This is a genomic window from Klebsiella sp. A-Nf5 (assembly GCF_002810545.1).
GTDB classification, from domain to species: Bacteria; Pseudomonadota; Gammaproteobacteria; order Enterobacterales; family Enterobacteriaceae; genus Klebsiella; species Klebsiella variicola.
Genome location: NZ_PIOG01000131.1, coordinates 175,227 through 194,850 on the forward strand (window position 1 = coordinate 175,227; position 19,624 = coordinate 194,850).

21 protein-coding genes and 1 tRNA gene are annotated in these 19,624 nt (G+C 55.4%); 9 read left to right on the plus strand and 13 right to left on the minus strand.

The genetic code is table 11. The annotated features are described in order from the left end of the window. Nucleotides 1-16: 16 nt before the first annotated feature. Nucleotides 17-1,774 carry an AAA family ATPase gene (locus tag CWM53_RS13425; protein ID WP_100631486.1) on the minus strand — a complete coding sequence of 586 codons (1,758 nt, stop codon included), beginning with the start codon at nucleotides 1,772-1,774 and terminating at the stop codon, nucleotides 17-19. A gap of 185 nt (nucleotides 1,775-1,959) precedes the next feature. On the opposite strand from CWM53_RS13425, the gene matP reads away from it, so the two are divergent. After that, a complete protein-coding gene (matP, locus tag CWM53_RS13430; RefSeq protein WP_008805891.1) occupies nucleotides 1,960-2,412 on the plus strand; it encodes a macrodomain Ter protein MatP in 453 nt (150 codons plus the stop codon). Between the two features lie 107 nt (nucleotides 2,413-2,519). Here the strand turns inward: matP and ompA are convergent, their stop codons facing one another. Together ompA and sulA are read right to left on the minus strand one after the other, a co-directional pair. Next, nucleotides 2,520-3,572 (minus strand): porin OmpA, encoded by a 1,053-nt coding sequence (ompA, locus tag CWM53_RS13435; protein ID WP_008805892.1) that lies wholly within the window; start codon nucleotides 3,570-3,572, stop codon nucleotides 2,520-2,522. Nucleotides 3,573-3,924: 352 nt separating this feature from the next. Beyond that, complete coding sequence (sulA, locus tag CWM53_RS13440) at nucleotides 3,925-4,434, minus strand: SOS-induced cell division inhibitor SulA (protein WP_100729783.1); 510 nt, start codon at nucleotides 4,432-4,434, stop codon at nucleotides 3,925-3,927. A gap of 350 nt (nucleotides 4,435-4,784) precedes the next feature. Here sulA and CWM53_RS13445 point away from each other — a divergent pair, with 350 nt between their 5' ends. After that, nucleotides 4,785-5,381 carry a TfoX/Sxy family DNA transformation protein gene (locus CWM53_RS13445; RefSeq protein WP_074386392.1) on the plus strand — a complete coding sequence of 199 codons (597 nt, stop codon included), beginning with the start codon at nucleotides 4,785-4,787 and terminating at the stop codon, nucleotides 5,379-5,381. Nucleotides 5,382-5,394: 13 nt separating this feature from the next. On the opposite strand, the gene yccS is transcribed toward CWM53_RS13445, so the two are convergent. Then, the gene (yccS, locus tag CWM53_RS13450; RefSeq protein ID WP_100729782.1) at nucleotides 5,395-7,530 is read right to left on the minus strand and encodes a YccS family putative transporter; all 2,136 of its coding nucleotides are present in this window, start codon (nucleotides 7,528-7,530) and stop codon (nucleotides 5,395-5,397) included. Nucleotides 7,531-7,547: 17 nt separating this feature from the next. Beyond that, nucleotides 7,548-7,994 (minus strand): YccF domain-containing protein, encoded by a 447-nt coding sequence (locus CWM53_RS13455; protein ID WP_100729781.1) that lies wholly within the window; start codon nucleotides 7,992-7,994, stop codon nucleotides 7,548-7,550. A gap of 124 nt (nucleotides 7,995-8,118) precedes the next feature. Here CWM53_RS13455 and helD point away from each other — a divergent pair, with 124 nt between their 5' ends. Further along, the gene (gene helD / locus CWM53_RS13460) at nucleotides 8,119-10,173 is read left to right on the plus strand and encodes a DNA helicase IV (protein WP_100729780.1); all 2,055 of its coding nucleotides are present in this window, start codon (nucleotides 8,119-8,121) and stop codon (nucleotides 10,171-10,173) included. Between the two features lie 11 nt (nucleotides 10,174-10,184). On the opposite strand, the gene mgsA is transcribed toward helD, so the two are convergent. After that, a complete protein-coding gene (mgsA, locus tag CWM53_RS13465; RefSeq protein ID WP_008805898.1) occupies nucleotides 10,185-10,643 on the minus strand; it encodes a methylglyoxal synthase in 459 nt (152 codons plus the stop codon). Nucleotides 10,644-10,796: 153 nt separating this feature from the next. Between mgsA and CWM53_RS13470 the strand changes: the two genes are divergently transcribed. Then, nucleotides 10,797-11,210, plus strand: a complete 414-nt coding sequence (locus CWM53_RS13470; protein ID WP_002898434.1) for a CoA-binding protein — start codon at nucleotides 10,797-10,799, stop codon at nucleotides 11,208-11,210. A 29-nt stretch (nucleotides 11,211-11,239) separates the two neighbouring features. Here the strand turns inward: CWM53_RS13470 and hspQ are convergent, their stop codons facing one another. Next, the gene (hspQ, locus tag CWM53_RS13475) at nucleotides 11,240-11,557 is read right to left on the minus strand and encodes a heat shock protein HspQ (RefSeq protein WP_002898441.1); all 318 of its coding nucleotides are present in this window, start codon (nucleotides 11,555-11,557) and stop codon (nucleotides 11,240-11,242) included. 59 nt (nucleotides 11,558-11,616) lie between these two features. Further along, a complete protein-coding gene (gene rlmI / locus CWM53_RS13480) occupies nucleotides 11,617-12,819 on the minus strand; it encodes a 23S rRNA (cytosine(1962)-C(5))-methyltransferase RlmI (RefSeq protein WP_061155149.1) in 1,203 nt (400 codons plus the stop codon). 190 nt (nucleotides 12,820-13,009) lie between these two features. On the opposite strand from rlmI, the gene CWM53_RS13485 reads away from it, so the two are divergent. The 3 genes from CWM53_RS13485 to yccX are packed head-to-tail and all read left to right on the plus strand — an operon-like array spanning nucleotide 13,010 to nucleotide 14,700. Beyond that, complete coding sequence (locus tag CWM53_RS13485; RefSeq protein WP_077268407.1) at nucleotides 13,010-13,564, plus strand: YbhB/YbcL family Raf kinase inhibitor-like protein; 555 nt, start codon at nucleotides 13,010-13,012, stop codon at nucleotides 13,562-13,564. Nucleotides 13,565-13,581: 17 nt separating this feature from the next. Next, on the plus strand, nucleotides 13,582-14,370 hold the full coding sequence (locus CWM53_RS13490) for an AraC family transcriptional regulator (RefSeq protein WP_061155147.1): 789 nt from the start codon (nucleotides 13,582-13,584) through the stop codon (nucleotides 14,368-14,370). 48 nt (nucleotides 14,371-14,418) lie between these two features. After that, nucleotides 14,419-14,700 carry an acylphosphatase gene (yccX, locus tag CWM53_RS13495; RefSeq protein ID WP_012542291.1) on the plus strand — a complete coding sequence of 94 codons (282 nt, stop codon included), beginning with the start codon at nucleotides 14,419-14,421 and terminating at the stop codon, nucleotides 14,698-14,700. On the opposite strand, the gene tusE is transcribed toward yccX, so the two are convergent. Together tusE and yccA are read right to left on the minus strand one after the other, a co-directional pair. Beyond that, on the minus strand, nucleotides 14,697-15,026 hold the full coding sequence (gene tusE / locus CWM53_RS13500; RefSeq protein WP_002898457.1) for a sulfurtransferase TusE: 330 nt from the start codon (nucleotides 15,024-15,026) through the stop codon (nucleotides 14,697-14,699). The two genes, yccX and tusE, sit on opposite strands and share 4 nt — an antisense overlap. Before the next feature lie 89 nt (nucleotides 15,027-15,115). Then, nucleotides 15,116-15,775: an FtsH protease modulator YccA gene (yccA, locus tag CWM53_RS13505; RefSeq protein WP_002898458.1), complete on the minus strand. Its 660-nt coding sequence runs from the start codon at nucleotides 15,773-15,775 to the stop codon at nucleotides 15,116-15,118. Nucleotides 15,776-16,043: 268 nt separating this feature from the next. On the opposite strand from yccA, the gene CWM53_RS13510 reads away from it, so the two are divergent. After that, complete coding sequence (locus CWM53_RS13510) at nucleotides 16,044-17,669, plus strand: ABC transporter substrate-binding protein (protein WP_100729779.1); 1,626 nt, start codon at nucleotides 16,044-16,046, stop codon at nucleotides 17,667-17,669. A gap of 146 nt (nucleotides 17,670-17,815) precedes the next feature. After that, nucleotides 17,816-17,903 (plus strand) — tRNA-Ser (locus CWM53_RS13515). 59 nt (nucleotides 17,904-17,962) lie between these two features. Here CWM53_RS13515 and CWM53_RS13520 read toward each other — a convergent pair. The 3 genes from CWM53_RS13520 to CWM53_RS13535 all read right to left on the minus strand — a co-directional run bounded on the left by CWM53_RS13520 (nucleotide 17,963) and on the right by CWM53_RS13535 (nucleotide 19,623). After that, complete coding sequence (locus tag CWM53_RS13520; RefSeq protein ID WP_100729778.1) at nucleotides 17,963-19,000, minus strand: tyrosine-type recombinase/integrase; 1,038 nt, start codon at nucleotides 18,998-19,000, stop codon at nucleotides 17,963-17,965. Between the two features lie 3 nt (nucleotides 19,001-19,003). Further along, nucleotides 19,004-19,228, minus strand: a complete 225-nt coding sequence (locus tag CWM53_RS13525; RefSeq protein WP_004199480.1) for a DUF4224 domain-containing protein — start codon at nucleotides 19,226-19,228, stop codon at nucleotides 19,004-19,006. A 209-nt stretch (nucleotides 19,229-19,437) separates the two neighbouring features. Then, nucleotides 19,438-19,623: a hypothetical protein gene (locus CWM53_RS13535; RefSeq protein WP_004141609.1), complete on the minus strand. Its 186-nt coding sequence runs from the start codon at nucleotides 19,621-19,623 to the stop codon at nucleotides 19,438-19,440. Between the last annotated feature and the right edge of the window lies 1 nt (nucleotide 19,624).

The following is a 19,624-nucleotide window of genomic DNA, read 5'->3' on the forward strand; positions in this document are numbered from 1 at the left end:
AGCTGAACAAGTCCGATCAGTTAGAACTTGTCCCACCTAACCAGCGTAGCGGCCACGGAAAACGATGGCGAGTCTCTTGCTGGGTCGCCTGCGCTATCCGCTCCTGAATGGTTTGTCGCAGCGTCTGCCCTTCACCGTCCCACATCAGTTGGGTCAGCATCGGCAGCGCTTCGGTGATATCGTCAATGGCCCAGATGGCAAACTGGTTTTCGGCAACGGCCTGACGGAGCTCATGGCTAAGACTGAGATGACGAACGTTGGCCGCAGGGATAATGACGCCCTGTTTACCGGTTAGCCCGCGCTGCTGACAGATAGTGAAGAATCCTTCAATTTTTTCATTCAGACCGCCGACCGGCTGCACGCGACCAAACTGGTCGACGGAACCGGTAATTGCGATGCTCTGATTAATCGGCACATTGGCCAGCGCGCTGATTAAGGCGCAGAGTTCGGCCATGGAGGCGCTGTCGCCGTCCACTTCACTGTACGACTGTTCGAAGGTCAGCGAAGCGGAGAACGGAAGCTGCTGCTCCAGCTCCAGCTCGGACATCAGAAAAGCCTGCATGATCATCATGCCTTTCGCATGAATATTGCCGCCGAGCTCGGCTTTGCGTTCGACGTCAATAAACTCGCCATCACCAATGTGCACGACGCAGCTGATGCGCGAAGGTTCACCGAATGCGCGCGGATGGCCGGGGAATTCAATCACCGACAGGGCGTTGATCTGCCCGACGCATTCGCCTTCGGTTTCAATCAGGATCTGTTCCTGCAGGATTTCATCCTGCATTCGTTCTGCGAGGTAGCCTTCACGCCACTCCCGGCGTGCCAGCATCGTCTGCATTTCTTCGCCAGTAATCTCCTCGCCCTCGCAGAATGCGGCGGCCTCCCGCAGCTGGCGGGCTATCCATAGCGGACTGAGCGGCAGGGTCTCCTGATCGCCGGTGTAGCGCGTCCCCTCATCGATCAGCAGTGGCCAGGCGTCGGCCGCCGGACCTGGCAGCGTCAGCTGCTGGGCATTTTGCCATACCCACTGGCACCAGGCTTTCAGCGTCTCGGCGTCAGCAAACTGCAAAGTGTCTTCATACTCACTGTAGATCGCCTGAGCACAAAGCTCTGGTTCCATTTCCTGGAAATCCGCCAGCGATTCGCGTTCGCCGACCAGCATGACTTTCAGGCTCAGCGGCATGGAGGGAATGCTGACCGGCAGCGGGCGTGACTCATCGATGGAGAGCCAGTCAAACCGCTGACGGGTCACCATATTTTTCAGGCGCACCCACAGCAGCGGTTGCGCCAGCAGTGTACGAAGCGAGATTACCAGCACGCCACCATTGGCCTGATGAACCAGGCCTGGCTGGAGGGTGATGCCACCGTTAAACTGGCGTACGCAGCCAAATAGCTGTTCCGCCTCTACCCAATCGGCCGCGACGACCGGCGCGGTGCTGGCAAAATTATCCTCAGCACGTTGTGCCGGGGAGAGCGTCACGCGAGCGCCGTCAATGTCATAGCGGACCCCGTAGAGCGGGGCGGCAGGTTCATGCAGCGTGCGGGTTTCTGCCGTCAGCCATTGCAGATACTCCGGTTCTTCGGGGGCTTTCACCAGCATGAAGGAGGAGACTGCCGGCGTGCACAGCAATTGCTCAAGCGCGTAGAACAAACGCGGCTGCAGATCGCCCGAGAGGGAGGGGGCCGGTTGAGAGAGATCAGCTTGGGCAAACAGCGCCTGATAAGGTTCCATATCGGGCGCAAGGTCGGTTCGGGTCAGTTTCGTAATGGTCAAAGTCGCTGTTTTTTAGTTAGATGTAAAGCGCGCAATTATACCTGATGCCGCGACTGAGCACACGGAGGATTATGATTACCCCGATGATTCCCCGGCCATACACATCACGAATAATGATTTATATTCAGCACATCAGGAAAAAACTGATATCCTGAAATGAGTTACACGGTCACATTGAGATCGCAATGAAATATCAACAACTGGAAAATCTTGAAAGCGGCTGGAAATGGAAATATCTGGTAAAGAAGCACCGGGAAGGTGAGCTGATTACCCGCTACATTGAGGCCAGCGCTGCGCAAGCTGCGGTAGATGACTTGCTGACACTCGAGAATGAACCTGTGCTGGTGCATGCCTGGATTGAGCAGCATATGAATCCGGCACTGATGAACCGCATGAAGCAGACCATCCGTGCACGGCGGAAACGGCATTTTAACGCGGAGCATCAGCACACGCGCAAGAAGTCTATCGATCTTGAGTTTGTCGTCTGGCAGCGTCTTGCCGGCCTGGCGCAGCGGCGGGGTAAAACCTTGTCTGAAACCATTGTGCAGCTGATTGAGGATGCTGAGCATAAAGAGAAGTATGCCAGCAAAATGTCGAGCCTGAAGCACGATCTGCAGGAACTGTTAGGCAAAGAGTAGCCTGTACGGCCAGTCAGGGGTTACCCTGATATGGAGGCTTCCACCGCGAAAGCGAGCGAGAAGACATAAAAAAACCCGCCGAGGCGGGTTTTTTCATCAGTTCTAACTTAAGCCGCTGGCTGAGTTACAACTTCTTTGTAGCCTTTAACTTCGATCTCTACACGACGATCCGGGGCCAGGCAGTCGATCAGTGCAGCGCGAGCTTTCACGTTGTCACAGGTGTTGCCAGTAACCGGGTTGGATTTACCCATACCGCGTGCGGAGATTTTGCCAGCCGGGATGCCTTTAGCAACCAGGTAGTCAACAACGGACTGAGCACGTTTCTCAGACAGCTGCTGGTTGTAAGCTTCGGAACCGATACGGTCGGTGAAGCCCATAACAACTGCAGAACCGTCTTTCGGATCCATGTTGCTCAGCTGGGTGTACAGCTGATCCAGAGCCTGCTGACCTTCCGGTTTCAGGGTTGCTTTGTTGAAGTTGAACAGAACGTCAGACTTCAGGGTGAAGTGCTTGGTAGTCACTTCCGGAGCCGGAGCCGGAGCCGGAGCTACAACCGGTGCAGCATCTTCCTGACCGAAACGGTAGGAAACACCCACGCTCAGCATGCCGTTGTCCGGACGAACGCCAACGGTGCCCGCGTCGCCAATGTTGTTAACCCACTGGTATTCCAGACGGGTAGCGATGTCACGAGTCACAGCCCACTCTACGCCGCCAGCAAATACCGGAGATACGCCAGTGTCGTGGTTGTCGCCAGCGATGCTGTTGCTGGAGTCTGCGCGCCATACCATGCCGCCCAGACGGGTGTAGATATCCAGATCGTCAGTGATCGGGTAACCCAGTTTAGCGGTCAGCTGAACGCCCTGAGCTTTGAATGCGCCATTAACCTGGTCGCCTTTGTACGGCATACGGCCCAGCCAGTCGTAACCCATTTCGAAACCGAGGTACGGGTTAACCTGGTAACCACCGAACGCACCAGCGCCCAGCTGGCTTTCGTGGGTCGGACCATTGTTGTTCAGAGAGCTGTTGTACCAGCCAGTGTCATGGAACTGGGACCAACCCAGTTTACCACCTGCATACCAGGTGTTATCTTTCGGAGCGGCCTGCGCTACGGTAGCGAAGCCAGCCAGTGCCACTGCAATCGCGATAGCTGTCTTTTTCATTTTTTGCGCCTCATTATCATCCAAAATTCGCCATGAAGTTACAAAAGACCTCACGGTTAAATCCTTCACCCGGGGCGTGACTTGTTGTTAACTATGCTGATACATGCAGCGTAAGCCGATCACCCCTGGCGATGTAAAGTCTACAACTTAGTTCGAAACTTACAAGTGTGAACTCTGTCAGGCATATGAAAAAAAAGGGTTGTGTACACAATATTTAACAAATATGGTTGATTTTCGTACGCAGAAAAAAGACAGAAATGCCCGTGTGACAGGCATTCCGCGAAAAAGACCCTGAAAAACGCTGTGGCTTTACCATCGGTAAAAAAAATTCCAGGAATAATCCTAATTTCACTCAATGATACAAATTTGAGTGAATTTTTAGCCCGTTGAGTTGTCTGCCGAGCGTGCCTTGATTTCTCACCGGGCGCATGATGAATCCCATCGCGCAACCTTCCTCGGCTGCATTGACCAGACGCTCATGCTCTTCCGCGGTTAGCTCCTCCGTTAGCCAGCAGATAACCACACTATAATTACCAGTGCGCAGCGCGCGGATCATCGAGTCTACGGTATGGCAGGGTGACAGCTGGCTAATTTGCATGACTTTAGACAGCGGTAGACCGGCAGACTGGACCCACTCTCGGCTAAGCTTTTGTTGCGGCGTGAGCCACAGCTGCCAGCGAGACTGTTGACCCAGCTGTTGTAATAAAGGTAGCAGCAGTAACTGTGTCATCATGGGTTGATCTTCACGATAGACAATTTCACTGATCAGCCCATTGGCGGTCTGTTCGCCAGAACGATGAGCGTAGTGGCCTGCAGAAGCAGAAGCCTGTGCTGAACGATTTGCGTGAGCTGAAGTAAACATAGTCTATCCCGCCTGTAGTTACTGTATGCATATACAGTATATCTACCTGGGGAAAAGATCAACCGCAATTTGCCATTTTGCTGGCTGAAATTTAATCATTTCCAGGCGCGTCTTATCTATAGAGATGCGCACCTCTTCTCAACGATATCCTTCACGCGGGCTAATCATTTCTTTCCACCCTGTTGATTGCAGCAACGTCAGCGATTTTCTGAAAGCGTCTCGCAAAACCGCGTTCTGGTGGAAAAGTCGGCGAAAATCATCTTGCTGCTGTTCGGGAAGTCCCTTATGTTTTCTCTTAGCGGATCCGTTAACAACTTAAGTTTAATTACATGATTAACAAAGGAATGATCATGAGAAAACTAGTATGTCCGCGGTTCCCGCAATTTCAGGCCTGCGTCTCGCCGCTGGGTCAGTTATATTCTCGTCCGCTTTTTGGCGGCTATAGCCTGGCCATTGATGATACGGTGTTTGCGATGGTGGCAGAGGGGGATATTTACCTGAGAGCCTGCGAGCAGAGCGCCGCGTATCGGGTTGAACATCGTAATCCTTTATTAACGCTACGCCGACACGGGCGCATCGTGCCGATGAAGTATTATCAAATTGACGAGGCATTGTGGCGCGATGAAACACAGCTTTTTCGGCTGTCGCTGCTGTCGTGGCAAAGCGCCCAGCGTGAAAAGTACCACCGCCGGGAGTCTGGCCGCCTGAAGGATTTACCCAATATCAGCTTTCATATGGAATTGCAGCTGATCCACGCGGGCATACCGGATGTCAGGACGCTTCGGGAGGTAGGCGCTCAGCAGGCCTGGCAACGGCTGCGAGAAAACAACGCCTCCCTGTCGGTCAACGTCTTGCTGGCGCTGGAGGGGGCGATTGTCGGCGTTCACACCGCTGCACTCCCGACGCTGCGGCGTCAGGAGCTGCTCGAATGGGCTGGAGCCCGCTAGCGGACGACCACCGTTATTCTGTTTGAGCGTGGACGCGCTGTTGCAGGCGGCAAATTTCAGGCAGCAGCGCGAGCAACAAGCCAATCTGCTGCAATACCAGCGGCTCTTTACTGTCGGCGCTCGGTTCCAGATGCTGGATCCGGCTTTGCAGGCTGCTCAAAGCCTTCTGCACCCGATGTTCATCGGCGGGGGTATGGTGCAGGGCGTCATCAACATAACAAACGGCATCATCCAACAGGGCAAGGATATCAGGGGTGGACAGTTTTTCCCGATGCGCGCCGAGAGCGGAGATGTAGCTGGTGAAGGTATGGTTGAGACACAGCAAGCGAAAAGCGGTCTCGCGCTGGGCGCCATCCGCGCGCGGTTCAGTCGACAAATTCGAGACCACGGAGGCCAGTTCGGCATCACGGTTGTAGGCATCACGGCGGGCGACACGATAGGCCAGACGGTTGTCGCGGCCCTGGTGATACTGCTCCAGAATGGCATCCAGATAACGGCAGTTCGCGTTCATCGCCCGGTCCAGGACGCGCGGCAGATTGCGAAATTTCCAGTCCGGCCAGATGAAGCTGACCGCCGCCCAGGCGATGGCGCAGCCGATCAGGGTATCAATGATGCGCGGCAGCGCGACCTCAAAGCCTTCGCCAAGCAGGTTAAAGCACAGCAGCACCAGCAGCGTAATAAACATGGTGGCATGGGCGTACTGCACGTTACGAAAGGCAAAGAACAGCACGCCGGTGAGCACGATCAACACCAGTTGCCCTTCAACAGAAGGCACCAGCAGCAGGACGGGCAGGCCGATCGCCACCCCCACCAGCGTGCCGATGATCCTCAGCGCCAGTCGGTGTCGGGTGGCGTTATAGTTCGGCTGACAGACAAACAGGCTGGTCAGCAGGATCCAGTAGCCATGCTGGAGCCCGGTAAACTGGATAAAGGCATAGCCGGCGCAGAGGACCAGCGACATACGTACCGCGTGGCGAAAGAGAGCGGACTCCGGTGACATGTTGCGCCGCAGACGCAGCCAGATGTCGTTCAACCCGCCGAGTCTGTCGTCGGCCAACAGCGTCTCGGTGTTGCTCCCGGCAGGCGCGGTCGTTTGCACAGATTCAATCGTGGCCAACTGCGCATCGATAGCGCGCAGGTTATTGAGTAAAAATCCAAGGGCATTGATCTGCTCGTCGGACGCGCCGCTGGCGCGCACGCGGTCGAGCGCCGCGTCGAGATGCATAAACGCGCGTTCAAATTGGGCGTCATGCTGGTAGGGTTCGCGCAGCAAAATCGCCCGTGAAAGTTTCTGACAGGCCTGGGCCTGCATCGAGAGCATGCGCTGGAAACGGAACATCACATCGCTGTAGCGGAATTGATCGCGTAAGGTCTGGTACTGAATATGCGATGAGCTGGCGCGTTCGTGGATATCCTGGGCCACAAAATAGTACTGCAGCGTGCGGCGGGTGCCGCGCTGGCCCCGATCGCCTCGCAGCCTGGTCAACAATGAGACCTTAGTTTGATTGAGCGTGGCCACCAACTGGCCGTTGGCGAGGGCCAGATCGTACAACGGCGCCTGGCTCTCATCCTCCAGGTCAGGATCAAACAGTCGGGATTTGAGCTCAAGATAGCGGGCCAGTTGCTCATAGCTGCGCGCAAGGTTGTCCTGTAGCGGTCGAATCGGAAATATCAGGTGCCCGGACAACGTCAGCAGGTTGTACCACACGGCGCCCGCCAGCAGAAACAACGGCTGCAGATACCAGTGATCGTACAGCGTGACGCCGAGCATCGTGTAAATGGCGATGAGCAGGGCGCCGAAGGCGATAGTGGCATAGCGCTGACCGAGGCCGCCGAGCAAAATAAAGCCAATGGTAGACACGGTCAGGCCAAGAGCAAACAGCGGCGGCCACGGAAACAGTAGCTCCACAGAGGCGGAGGCGATGAAAAAACAGACCAGGGTAATGGCGAGGTTGCGCAGACGACCGGTCAGCCGGTCGTCGAGGTCGGTCAGGGCCGCGGCAACAACGCCAAGGGTGAGAGGGATGGTCAGTTTGACTTCGCCGATCCACCAGGGAAACAGCGTTGTGCCGCAGAGCGCGATAAAGATCCGTACGTTATAAAGCCAGGCACTGTTCCAGGTATAGCGGCGTAGCAGGGGGCTAATCATGTCCGTGTTCCGTTCGGTTACTGAAAGCGACGACGCGCATTGGCTTCACGTGCGGCACGCGCGGTTTCCACAGAGACGACCCTGCGCCCTACCGGCCAAAGGGCAATGGCAGCAATTTTAAAATTCGCGATCCCCACCGGGATGCCAATAATGGTCAGACATTGAGCTATGCCGCTGAAAATATGCATCAGGCACAACCACCAGCCGAAAAAAATGAACCACAGAATATTCAGCACGGTGCCGCCGGCGTTGAGAAGACCGTTTTTACGGCGCGGCTCCAGCTCATCGACATGAATCGCCTCGTTACCGTAAGGAAATAACGAGAGTCGGGTGATTTCCCAGCAGGAGCGGGTCAGCGGCAGCGTGACGACCAGAATGATGCTAACCAGCGTGGCGAGCAGCCAGCCTAAAGTGGTGGCGAAACCACCAAGGATAAAGTTCAAAATATTCAGAATGGTACGCATAAACCCTCGGTTTTGCCCTGTGGATAATAAGACCTGACAATTGTAACGTTTTTTTGCGCTGGAGCACCTGGTCCCGGGCGGTTAAACTGAAAAACAATCCACCCTGATTGAAAATCGACATTATATGGAACTTAAAGCGACAACATTGGGCAAACGCATGGCTCAGCACCCTTATGATCGGGTGCAGTTACTGAATGCCGGCGTAAAGGTTTCCGGCGACCGTCATGAGTATCTTATCCCTTTCAATCAGTTATTGTCAGTGCATTGTAAGCGCGGTCTGGTCTGGGGCGAACTAGAGTTTGTGCTGCCTGACAGCAAAGTCGTGCGTTTGCACGGTACCGAGTGGAGCGAAACGCAGCGCTTCTATCACCATTTACAAGCACTCTGGGAGCAGTGGAGCGCGGAAATGAGCGACATCGCCGCAGGCGTGCTGAAGGCGCAGCTGGCGACGATCGAGCACACCCGTGCGGAAGGCAAATGGTTGACGCGTCAGCAGGTGGCGGATGTGCAGGATAACATTCGCCAGGCGTTGACTGGCTTGCCGATGCCCACCAGCCGGCTTGAAGCCTTTGACAACTGTCGGGAGCTGTGGCGGGAGTGTCAGCGCTGGTTAGGGGATATTGAAGCGACACGCCTGGCCCATAACCAGGCCTTCACCGAGGCGATGCTGGAGCAGTATCGCGGCTTTTTTGACGGCGTTGAGTCGTCCCCTCTTAATGCCTCACAGGCACGGGCGGTGGTGAACGGCGAACGTTCCCTGCTGGTGCTGGCGGGCGCGGGCAGCGGCAAAACCTCGGTGCTGGTGGCGCGGGCAGGCTGGCTGCTGGCGAGGGGAGAAGCGGCAGCAGAGCAAATTTTGTTACTGGCATTCGGCCGCCAGGCGGCGCAGGAGATGGATGCGCGGATCCGCGAGCGTCTTGCATCCGACGATATCACCGCGCGTACCTTCCACTCGCTGGCGCTACATATTATTCAGCAGGGCAGCAAAAAAGTCCCCACCATCAGCAAACTGGAAAGCGATAGCGCAGCTCGTCAGGCGCTGCTCGTGAAAAGCTGGCAGCAGCAGTGTCAGGAGAAAAAAGCGCAGGCGAAAGGCTGGCGCCTGTGGCTGGAAGAGGAGATGGGCTGGCAACTGCCGGAAGGCGATTTCTGGCAGGACAAGAAGGTGCAGCGGCGTATGGCCAGCCGGCTCGACCGCTGGGTCAGCCTGATGCGTATGCACGGCGGCTCCCAGGCAGAGATGATTGCCGGGGCGCCGGAGGCGGTACGCGATCAGTTCAGTAAACGGGTGAAACTGATGTCGCCTCTGATGAAAGAGTGGAAGGCGGCGCTGAAGGCCGAGAATGCGGTCGATTTTTCCGGCCTGATCCATCAGGCGGTCAATATTCTCGATAAAGGCCGCTTCGTCAGCCCATGGAAACACATTCTGGTGGATGAATTTCAGGATATCTCGCCGCAGCGGGCCTCGCTGTTGGCCGCATTACGCCGGCAGAATACCCAAACGACGCTCTTTGCCGTCGGGGATGACTGGCAGGCGATTTACCGGTTCAGCGGGGCCCAGCTTTCCCTGACCACCGCGTTTAATCATTACTTTGGCGAAGGGGATAGCTGTGCGCTGGATACCACCTATCGCTTTAACGGCCGCATTGGCGAAATCGCCAATGGCTTTATCCAGCAGAATCCACATCAGTTAAGTAAACCGCTGAACAGCCTGACGGCGGGCGATAAAAAGGCCGTCACGCTGTTAGCCGACGATAAGCTGGATGATTTACTGGATAAACTGAGCGGCTACGTTAAGCCCGAGCAGCGGATCCTGCTGCTCGCCCGCTATCATCATCTGAAACCCGACGCGCTCAACAAGGCGGCGACGCGCTGGCCGCATCTGCAGCTTGATTTTATGACTATTCATGCCAGCAAAGGCCAGCAGGCGGACTATGTGATTGTGCTGGGACTGCAGGAGGGAGAGGATGCGTTTCCCGCGCCGGCGCGCGAGTCGATCATGGAGCAGGCGCTCCTGCCGCAACCGGAAGATTTTCCTGATGCGGAGGAGCGTCGACTACTGTACGTGGCGATAACCCGCGCACGTCATCGGGTGTGGTTGTTGTTTAACAAAGCGCAACCTTCGCCGTTTGTCGACATCCTGCAGGCCCTGGATGTGCCGGTTGCCAGGAAACCCTGATCACGGCTGGGTTATTTCAGGCGCTCGGCAAGATAACGCGGATAATCCGGGATTAGAATATCGAGCGGCTGATTAAAGTGCGGTGACTGGATGATAAAGTCAGCGGTGGAGACGTTAGTCGCGACCGGAATGTTCCAGACGGTGGCCAGGCGCAGCAACGCTTTGACGTCCGGGTCGTGAGGCACGGCGTTCAGCGGATCCCAGAAGAAGATCAGCACGTCGATTTTCCCTTCTGAAATGAGCGCGCCAACCTGCTGGTCACCGCCCATCGGGCCGCTCAGCATGGCATTGACCTCCAGTCCGGTAGCCCGCGAGACCAGGTTACCGGTGGTGCCGGTGGCATACAAAACGTGTTGCGCCAGCAACGCCTGATGGCGAGCGACCCATTTCATCAGCATATCTTTACAGTGATCGTGAGCCACCAGCGCGATATGTTTTTGCGCGGACAGGGTACGAGTTGTCAGTTCCATATTTTCATTCCACATTTTGACCTGCAGACAGATTACTGAATGTGGCTGCTGCTGCAAGCATCGGGGTGAAAATTTTGTCGAATCTGTGGGTTAGCCTGGATGGCCGCCTGCTGCGGATTAGCATACACTTAGGTGAAATAGCAGGAGGAACCCATGAAAGAGAACGATATTGCCGGCATCCTGACGTCGACACGGACGATTGCGCTGGTTGGCGCCAGCGACAAACCTGACCGCCCGAGCTACCGGGTCATGAAGTATCTGTTGGATCAGGGGTATCACGTTATCCCGGTTTCGCCGAAGGTGGCGGGCAAGACGCTGCTGGGACAGCAAGGGTATGCGACGCTCGCCGACGTTCCGGAAAAGGTCGACATGGTTGATGTCTTCCGTAATTCAGAAGCGGCGTGGGGCGTGGCGCAGGAGGCGATAGCCATCGGCGCGAAAACGCTGTGGCTGCAGCTGGGGGTGATCAATGAGCAGGCCGCAGTGCTGGCCAGAGAAGCCGGGTTAAACGTGGTGATGGATCGTTGTCCGGCCATTGAGCTGCCGCGACTGGGATTAGCAAAATAACAAAAAACCCCGCCAGGCGGGGTTTTGTTTTAGTTGCGAAGGCGCGGAGCCTGCAGCTGCTGACGAATCGTTTTGGCCAGTTCGTCGAGGGACGGCTGTTCCGGGTGTTCGTCGCGGGTTTCGCTGCTCAGCTGCGCTTCTGCCAGATAGGTGTGGATCGGCTGACCATCATCATCTTCCATCACCACATGGTACCAGGGCGCCGCACGCAGTTCGTCATTGGCGGCAATCTCATCCTCTTCCGGTTCCGCGAGTGAATACTCGGGATCGACATCGACGATGACGCCCAGGTAGCCCAAGAGCGTATGGCGGACCTGTTGGCCGATACCGAATTTGCTGGCTATCATAGGCACCTCCTGGGAAACATGAATACTCCCTATATGAGGCTCATGTTTCGTTTTTCAAGTTACATGACGCGACAGGCAAACCCCTTCAGATACAGCCCTTCCGGGTAGGTTGCGATCACCGGGTGGTCGGCAGCCTGACGGAACTGTTCTATAAATTGTACATCACGCCCGGCATCAATTGCGGCATCCGCGATGATTTTCTGAAATAAATCGGTGGTCATCAGGCCGGAGCAGGAGAAAGTCAGCAGCACGCCGCCGGGGTTCAGCAGCTGGATCGCCAGCATATTGATATCTTTATAACCGCGGCAGGCGCCCATCAGCTGGCTTTTGTTTTCCACGAACTTCGGCGGATCCATCACGATCACGTCGAATTTCTCTCCCTGATCGCGGTATTTACGCAGCAGTTTGAACACGTCGTCGCGCACAAATTCCGCTTTGGACAGATCCAGTCCGTTGAGCTCTACGTTCTGTCGGGCAACGTCCAGCGCTTCCTGAGAGGTATCCACGCTGGTGACCTGGCGGCAGCCGCCCATCAGCGCTGACACCGCAAAGCCGCCGGTATAAGAGAAGCAGTTCAGCACTCGCTTATCGGCGACATAGCGGCGAGTGGCCAGGCGACTGTCGCGCTGGTCGAGGTAATAGCCAGTTTTGTGCCCGCCCTGGATATCAACCAACAGCTTCATGCCGTGCTCGGTGATTGGCAGCAGCGCCGGGGGCAGCTCGCCCACCACCGGCCCCTGGGCCAGCTCCAGTCCCTCTTTTTTACGCACGGCGACATCGCTGCGATCGTAAATGGCACAGTCCGGGAACAGGTTCTGCAGGGCGCTGATGATGGCGGCCCGCTGGTATTCCGCGCCTGCGCTGAGCAACTGCAGCACGAAAAAGTTGCCAAAGCGATCAATCGTCACGCCCGGCAGCCCATCGGACTCGCCGGCGATCAGACGGTAGCTGTCGAGGCCATCGCGCTCTGCCAGCCATGCCCGCCAGGTTTGCGCTTGCTGCAGGCGGCGTTCAAAGAAGGCGCTATCGATGGTTTCATTGCGGTCGAAGGTCCACACGCGGGCGCGGATCTGCGACGACGGCGAGTAAGCGCCGCGGGCCAGCCATTTTCCCTGATGGTCAACGATATCGATGGTTTCACCGCTGCGGGCTTTACCCTCCATGCGGGCGACGCCGCCGGAGAAAATCCACGGATGGCGACGCAGCAGGGATTTCTCGCGTCCTTTGGCTAACACTAAGCGGGGGAATAGGGAATCTGTCATGGAGCTACCTTTAAGCAACGGGAATGTCGGCACCGAAAAATGGCGCGTAGAGTAGCACACCTGGCGCACGCAAGCATCTTTCGCCCGGCAGGCACAGGTGAGCGTTTCGGCACAAAATGCAGGCGCTTCGGCACATTCAGCTTGTGCGGACTCTCATACCCTGTTTTCTCACCCCAACGAGGATCAGATGATGAAAACAGGTATCCGCATGGCCGTGGCGATGGTCACGATTGTGAGCAGTGGCGCGATGGCTGCGCCGTTTAGCGTGAGCAGCGATGATATGCATGACGGGCAGGCGCTGACCCGGAAGCACTGGTTTGCCGGTTTCGGCTGTACCGGAGGCAATGTCTCCCCGCAGCTGGCATGGAAAAATGCCCCGGCGGGGACGCGAAGCTTCGCGGTCACTGTCAGAGATCCCGATGCGCCTACCGGCAGCGGCTGGTGGCACTGGACGGTGGTCAATATCGCCAGCAGCGTCTTTTCGCTGCCCGCTGGCGCGGGAGATAAAAACAGCGCTACACTGCCGGGCGGAGCGGTACAGGGCCGCAACGATTTTGGCTATGCCGGCTTCGGCGGCGCCTGTCCGCCAGCGGGAGATAAACCGCACCGCTACCGTTTTACAGTATGGGCGCTGGATGTCCCTACGCTGCCGGTGGATGCCGGGGCCAGCGGGGCGCTGGTCGGCTATCTGTTACACAGCCATGCTCTCGCCAGCGCACAGTTGACAGCGATGGCCGGGCGCTAAAATAAAGGGTCGATCCGATGGAGAGTATCCACTTCCAGCATAACGCCTTAACCGCGGCAGAGGTCACCACCCGACGGCTGTGTAGATTGCATCGGGTGCGCCTGTTCTCCCCGGCGCTCTGTCGGGTTAAACGCGGCAGCAAAGTGATTGTGCAAGGGGAGAGCCGGGTGCTGGCGACGCCGCAACAGCTGATTGTGTTGCCGGCTGACGTTGAGCTGGAGGTGATTAACCAGCCGGATAACGGCCTGTTTTGTTCCGATCTGCTGTCGCTGACCCCCGAGCTGCTGACGATGTTTAAGACCCGTTATCTCAGGGAACCACCGCCAGGGCGTCTGACCTCGCTCTGTGCCCCGGTGACGACAGAGCTGGCGTTTATGTGGCAAAGCGTCCTGCAGGCGGTGCGGGAAGGCTTATCCTCTTCACTACAGCACCACCAGACCATGGGCCTGCTGCTGGCCTTGCACGAGGCGGGCTATGCAGGCCCGCTGCTCGTCGAGCGGCAGCAGGATCTGTCGGCGCAGGTTCGACAACTGGTCATGCTGTCGCCGGCGCAGGCATGGAGCGTGTCGCGGGTGGCGAAAATGCTCTTTCTCGGCGAGTCCACGCTGCGCCGTCGGCTGCAGCAGGAATCGCAGAGTTTTCGCCAGATTGTTGAGGAGGTGCGGATGGCCCACGCCCTGGGGCAGCTGCAGACCACCTCGCGGCCAATAGGCGAAATCGCGCAGAACAGCGGATATCAGTCGGGATCGCGCTTTACCGCGCGCTTCCGTCAGCATTATGGTTTACTGCCGAAGCACGTACGCTGAGCGAATTTGCTATCCTCAGCGTAAAGTGTGAGCGAAAAGGAGATGATAATGGCCAGTATCTGCACGATGGCATGGGTTTACGGTTCGGTTCAGGGCGTAGGGTTTCGCTATTCAACACAGCGGGAAGCGCTGCAGCTGGGGTTGACCGGCTATGCCCGTAATCTGGACGACGGCGGGGTGGAAGTGCTTGCCTGCGGCGAGGCAGAGCAGGTGGAGAAACTCATCGCCTGGCTGAAAGCCGGGGGGCCGCGCAGCGCGCGGGTTGACCGAGTGTTAACCGAACCCCATCAACCCACCCGCAGCTGGGAAAAATTCGCGATTCTCTATTAGATGCACTTCACCGGCTTCGGCAGCCCGGCGATTTTGGTCGCCTGTTTGGCGGGGCCTTTCGGGAACAGGCGATAGAGATAGCGGCTGTTGCCTTTCTCTTCGCCAAACTTGTTGGCCATCGCCTTCACCAGCATGCGGATCGCCGGAGAGGTATTGAACTCAAGGTAAAACTCGCGCACAAAGCGCACCACTTCCCAGTGTTCAACGGCGAGCGTTATCCCTTCCTGCGCGGCAATGACTTCCGCCATCGCCTCGCTCCACTGGGTGGTATCTTTCAGATAGCCTTCGCTATCCGTTTCAATTTCGTTGCCTTCAAAAATAAACATGATTTTTCACATACCGCCTGAAACTGGCCGCAGTGTAGCAAAAAAAAAGGCCCCGCATAAGCGAGGCCTCAGGATGAGCAGGAGAGCGGTTAGTCCCGGCTGGCGAAGCCCAGGATGCTCAGCAGGCTGACAAAGATGTTGTACAGCGAGACATACAGGCTAACTGTTGCGCGGATGTAGTTGGTTTCACCGCCGCGGATGATGTTGCTGGTCTCGAACAGGATGGCACCCGAAGAGATCAGGATGAACACCGCGCTAATCGCCAGATGAAGCGCCGGCAGCTGCAGGAACAGGTTAGCGACCATACCAATCAGGACCACCACCACGCCCGCCATCAGCATCCCGCCGAGGAATGACATGTCTTTGCGCGTCGTCAGCACGTAGGCCGAGCAGCAGAAGAAGACCAGTGCGGTGCCGCCCAGCGCCAGGCCGATTAAATCGCCCATGCCGGCAGAAAGGTACGCGTTCAGCATCGGCCCAAGGATATAGCCGAGGAACCCGGTGAAAGCGAAGGCGGAAATAATCCCGGTGGGTTTATTCGCCGTTTTATAGGTCAGGAACATCAGACCGTACATCCCCACAAGAGTCAAAATCAGCCCCGGGGAAGGAAGCATCAGCACCGTGCTGGCGGTGGCGGTGATAGCGGAAAACGCCAGCGTCAGGCTGAGCAGGAAATAGGTATTACGCAGAACCTTGTGCGTGCTGAGCAGCGAGGAACGGTCACGCGATGATGTAATTATGCGATCCATGAGTCACTCTCTTATGACAGATGTAATTAGGGATAAAGAATAAGAAAAACAAGCGTGAAGCCCTAATGCTTTTACCCATCTTTACTTAGCTTTTGCCGCTTTTGTCCAGCATAAAATTCTACATGGATTGGGAAAAGCGATATGTTTTCGCGTTTCGCTTCGGTGAGCCGATCGAAATCTTATAGGTTGCTGAAATATATTGCTTTATTTAAATTCTGCGACTAAGTGTGGAAGGGGGAATCACTCCGTACGTTAAAGGCAAAGGGAAATGACATTACACAAAAACAATCACATCACGCGAACGTTCCTGGCAATGAGTCTGATGGTCATAACCGGCGGGGCGCTGGCGGCACAGGTGCCGCCTGGCACCCAGCTGGCGGAAAAGCAGGAGCTGGTCAGAAATAACGGCAGTGAACCTGCCTCACTCGATCCGCATAAAGTCGAGAGCGACATTGAATTCAACATCATTAGCGATCTCTTTGAAGGGCTGGTCAGCGTGACGCCTGCGGGGGCGATCCAACCCCGGCTGGCGGAGCGCTGGGAAAACAAGGACAACCTGTTATGGACCTTCCATTTACGCCCCGGTCTGACCTGGTCCGACGGCACGGCCATCACGGCGCAGGATATCGTCTGGAGCTGGCAACGGCTGGTCTCGCCGGCCACCGCCTCGCCCTATGCGAGCTATCCCGGCAATATGCATATCGCCAACGCCCGCGAAATTGCCATGGGGCAAAAGGGACCCGAGACGCTGGGGGTAAAAGCGCTGAACGACTCCACGCTGCAGGTCACTCTGAACCAGCCGAATGCCGCTTTCCTGGCGATGCTGGCGCACCCTTCGCTGGTACCGATCGACAAAGTGCTGGTGGAGCGTTTTGCCGATAAATGGACCCGACCAGAGCATATCGTCACCAGCGGCCCGTATAAGCTGACCCAATGGGTGGTGAATGAGCGGCTGGTGGCTGAACGTAATGCGAAGTACTGGGATAATGCGCACACCGTTATTAATAAAGTGACTTACCTGCCCATCTCTTCGGAGGCTGCCGATGTCAACCGCTACAAAGCGGGGGAGATCGATATTGTTTATACGGTGCCGATCAATCAGTTTGCGCAGTTGCAGAAAACCATGGGCGATCAGCTGGACGTTTCGCCGCAGCTGGCGACCTATTACTACGAATTCAATACTACCCGCCCGCCGTTTAACGACGCCCGCGTGCGGCGCGCGCTGAATATGGCGCTTGATAAAGATATCATTGCCGGAAAAGTGCTTGGCCAGGGGCAGCGACCGGCCTGGGTGATCAGCCAGCCGGATATCGGCGGCGTGACGCTGCACAACCCGGACTACGCCAGCTGGCCGCGCGAGAAGCGGATTGCTGAGGCGAAAAAACTGCTGGCGCAGGCGGGGTATGATGACAGTCACCCATTGGTCTTTACCCTGCTGTATAACACCTATGAGTCGCACCAGCGTATCGCCATCGCCGCCAGCTCTATGTGGAAGAAAAACCTCGGCGTCGAGGTGAAGCTGCAGAACCAGGAATGGAAGACGATGCTGGATACCATGCATACGCATAACTTTGACGCCGTCCGCTATGCCTGGATCGCCGACTACGACGATGCCGCCACTTTCCTCAATACGTTCCGTACCGGTGATAGCGAGAACACCAGTCAGTACAGCAACCCGGCTTACGATGAGGCCCTGCGCAATGCGGCGAAAGCCTCCGACGTAGCGACACGGGGCAAATACTATCAGCAGGCGGAAGATCTGCTGGCGCAGGATGTTCCCGCCATTCCGGTCTATCACTATGTGCGTACCCATTTAGTGAAACCCAGGGTGGGCGGTTTCACGCCGGATAAGCTGGGGTATTACTACACCAAAGACATGTACATTAAAAAATAGTCATCTGATAGCGGTGAGGAGCGCTGATTTTCTGTGCGAACTGCCTGAAATTCAGACGAATAACACAAAATTGTTTGTTTTTAAGGCAGTTGAACAAAATGGTGCTTTACAGCATCCGCCGAGGTGTTTATAGTGCGCCTCACACCGGAAGTGTGGCCGAGCGGTTGAAGGCACCGGTCTTGAAAACCGGCGACCCGAAAGGGTTCCAGAGTTCGAATCTCTGCGCTTCCGCCATATAAAAGAAGGGGTTACCGAAAGGTAACCCCTTTTTGCTTTGGTGTCTTAGAATAGACTTAGAATATTAACTTAGAATTTTTAGTCTCAATTGGCGGCTTGTCGAGAGTGGGTGACACCTTCGTTTTACGATCATAAATCAGAACCTGGCTTTCTGTTTTATGTCCGCTGAACAGTTGTTTATCCCGGCTGCTTCCTTCGTAATCAGAGATACCTTTCGCCTTCAGATCGTGGAACGTACAGTCGAGAACGTACCCCAGTTTTACAGAAGCTTTATGCCTTGCCTCCTCCCATCGGTGGCTGAATCCTCTTTTACTGAACCCGCTACCATGTGAGCCCATCAGGACGAATGCTCCTGGATTGCCGGAATTAGAGAATGTTTTTGCAAGTTCGAAAGCCTGTTTAAGCCGGTCTGTCCACTGCTTGATCTGGCTAACATTGTTTTTACCCTGCTGAATGAAGATTCCTTCCGGCGTTACCTGTCGCCACTGCATGCCGAGTACATCAGCCAGGCGGGCAGCGCAAAGATAGGCAATTTCCATTGCTGTACGAACGACATCATCCGCCTCCTTATAGATGGCCTCATATTCCGCGTCGGTAATGTACCTCCCGCGGGCGACAGCTTTAAATTTACTGACGCCCTGGCAAGGATTTCCTTTAACCATACCCCGCTCAAAACCCCATCTGAAAACACGAGACATGCTACTCATTTCATGATTTGCCTGTGTTTTACTTTGCAAGCCTCGCCTATCCATAAACATCCTGATATCTTCAGTTTTAATTTTATCTGCCGTAATCTTCCCAAATACAGCAAGTAGCTTTTTCTGGTGTTGCAGATAATCTTTCTGCGTCCTTGGTTTCAATTCAAGATAATAGGCACTCTTAAGAAATAACCCCCATAATTTACTGAATGTCATTACGTTGGCCTGTTCGTCAATTAATGCCTCATATCTTGCCCATAACTGAGACAAGGGCATTGATACGGGGCCAATTGTGATGCATTCTTTTGAGGTTGGTTTGTAATAGTAACTGTACTTATTTGAATAAACGCGGGGAGGAAGTTTGTTATCCTCCTGTTTTTTTCTTTTTCTTCCCATAATTTAAATAGCATCAAAGTTTGGTTTTTCTTCTTCGTCAGCAACTATTTTTCTGTCTCCGAATAGTGCTGCATTCACATGTGTCCATGTCACGCGAGGCCGGCCGTCCCGACGTTTAACAAACGAAATACCGGATTTAGCTAAAGCCGAGCACTGCTTAGAAGGAAATCGGTATCCGGTCAATTCTATCAGTTCATCGTCGGTCAGGAGATCGTTTTCTCTGGTCATGGTCTTTCCTCATAAGCCGGGCTATTGCGTTGTCAGCTGTATCACAAGCGATATGGATATCGGACTGGGTCAGAGTCCTTTTTCTAACGCTGGCTGATAGCCTGCCAATTTTGATATCGAATTCAGAAAGTAAAACTACACCTGGTTGCCAACGTAGCATTGTGATCTCCGGTTTATTGGTAGACCACAATGCTAGCGGTAGTGATGGGCTATTTCTGATTATGCTTAATCAGGTTTTGTTTCGGTTGGAATGCACCATCCTCACGCGTTATCTTGATATTGCGGGGGAAGTGCATACCGAGTTCACACCGGGCCAGCGCTTCGATAATTGCGTTAGTCCCATCCGGTAACACGATATGAACTGCATCACCTTTTTTCAGAGATAGTCTCAGCATA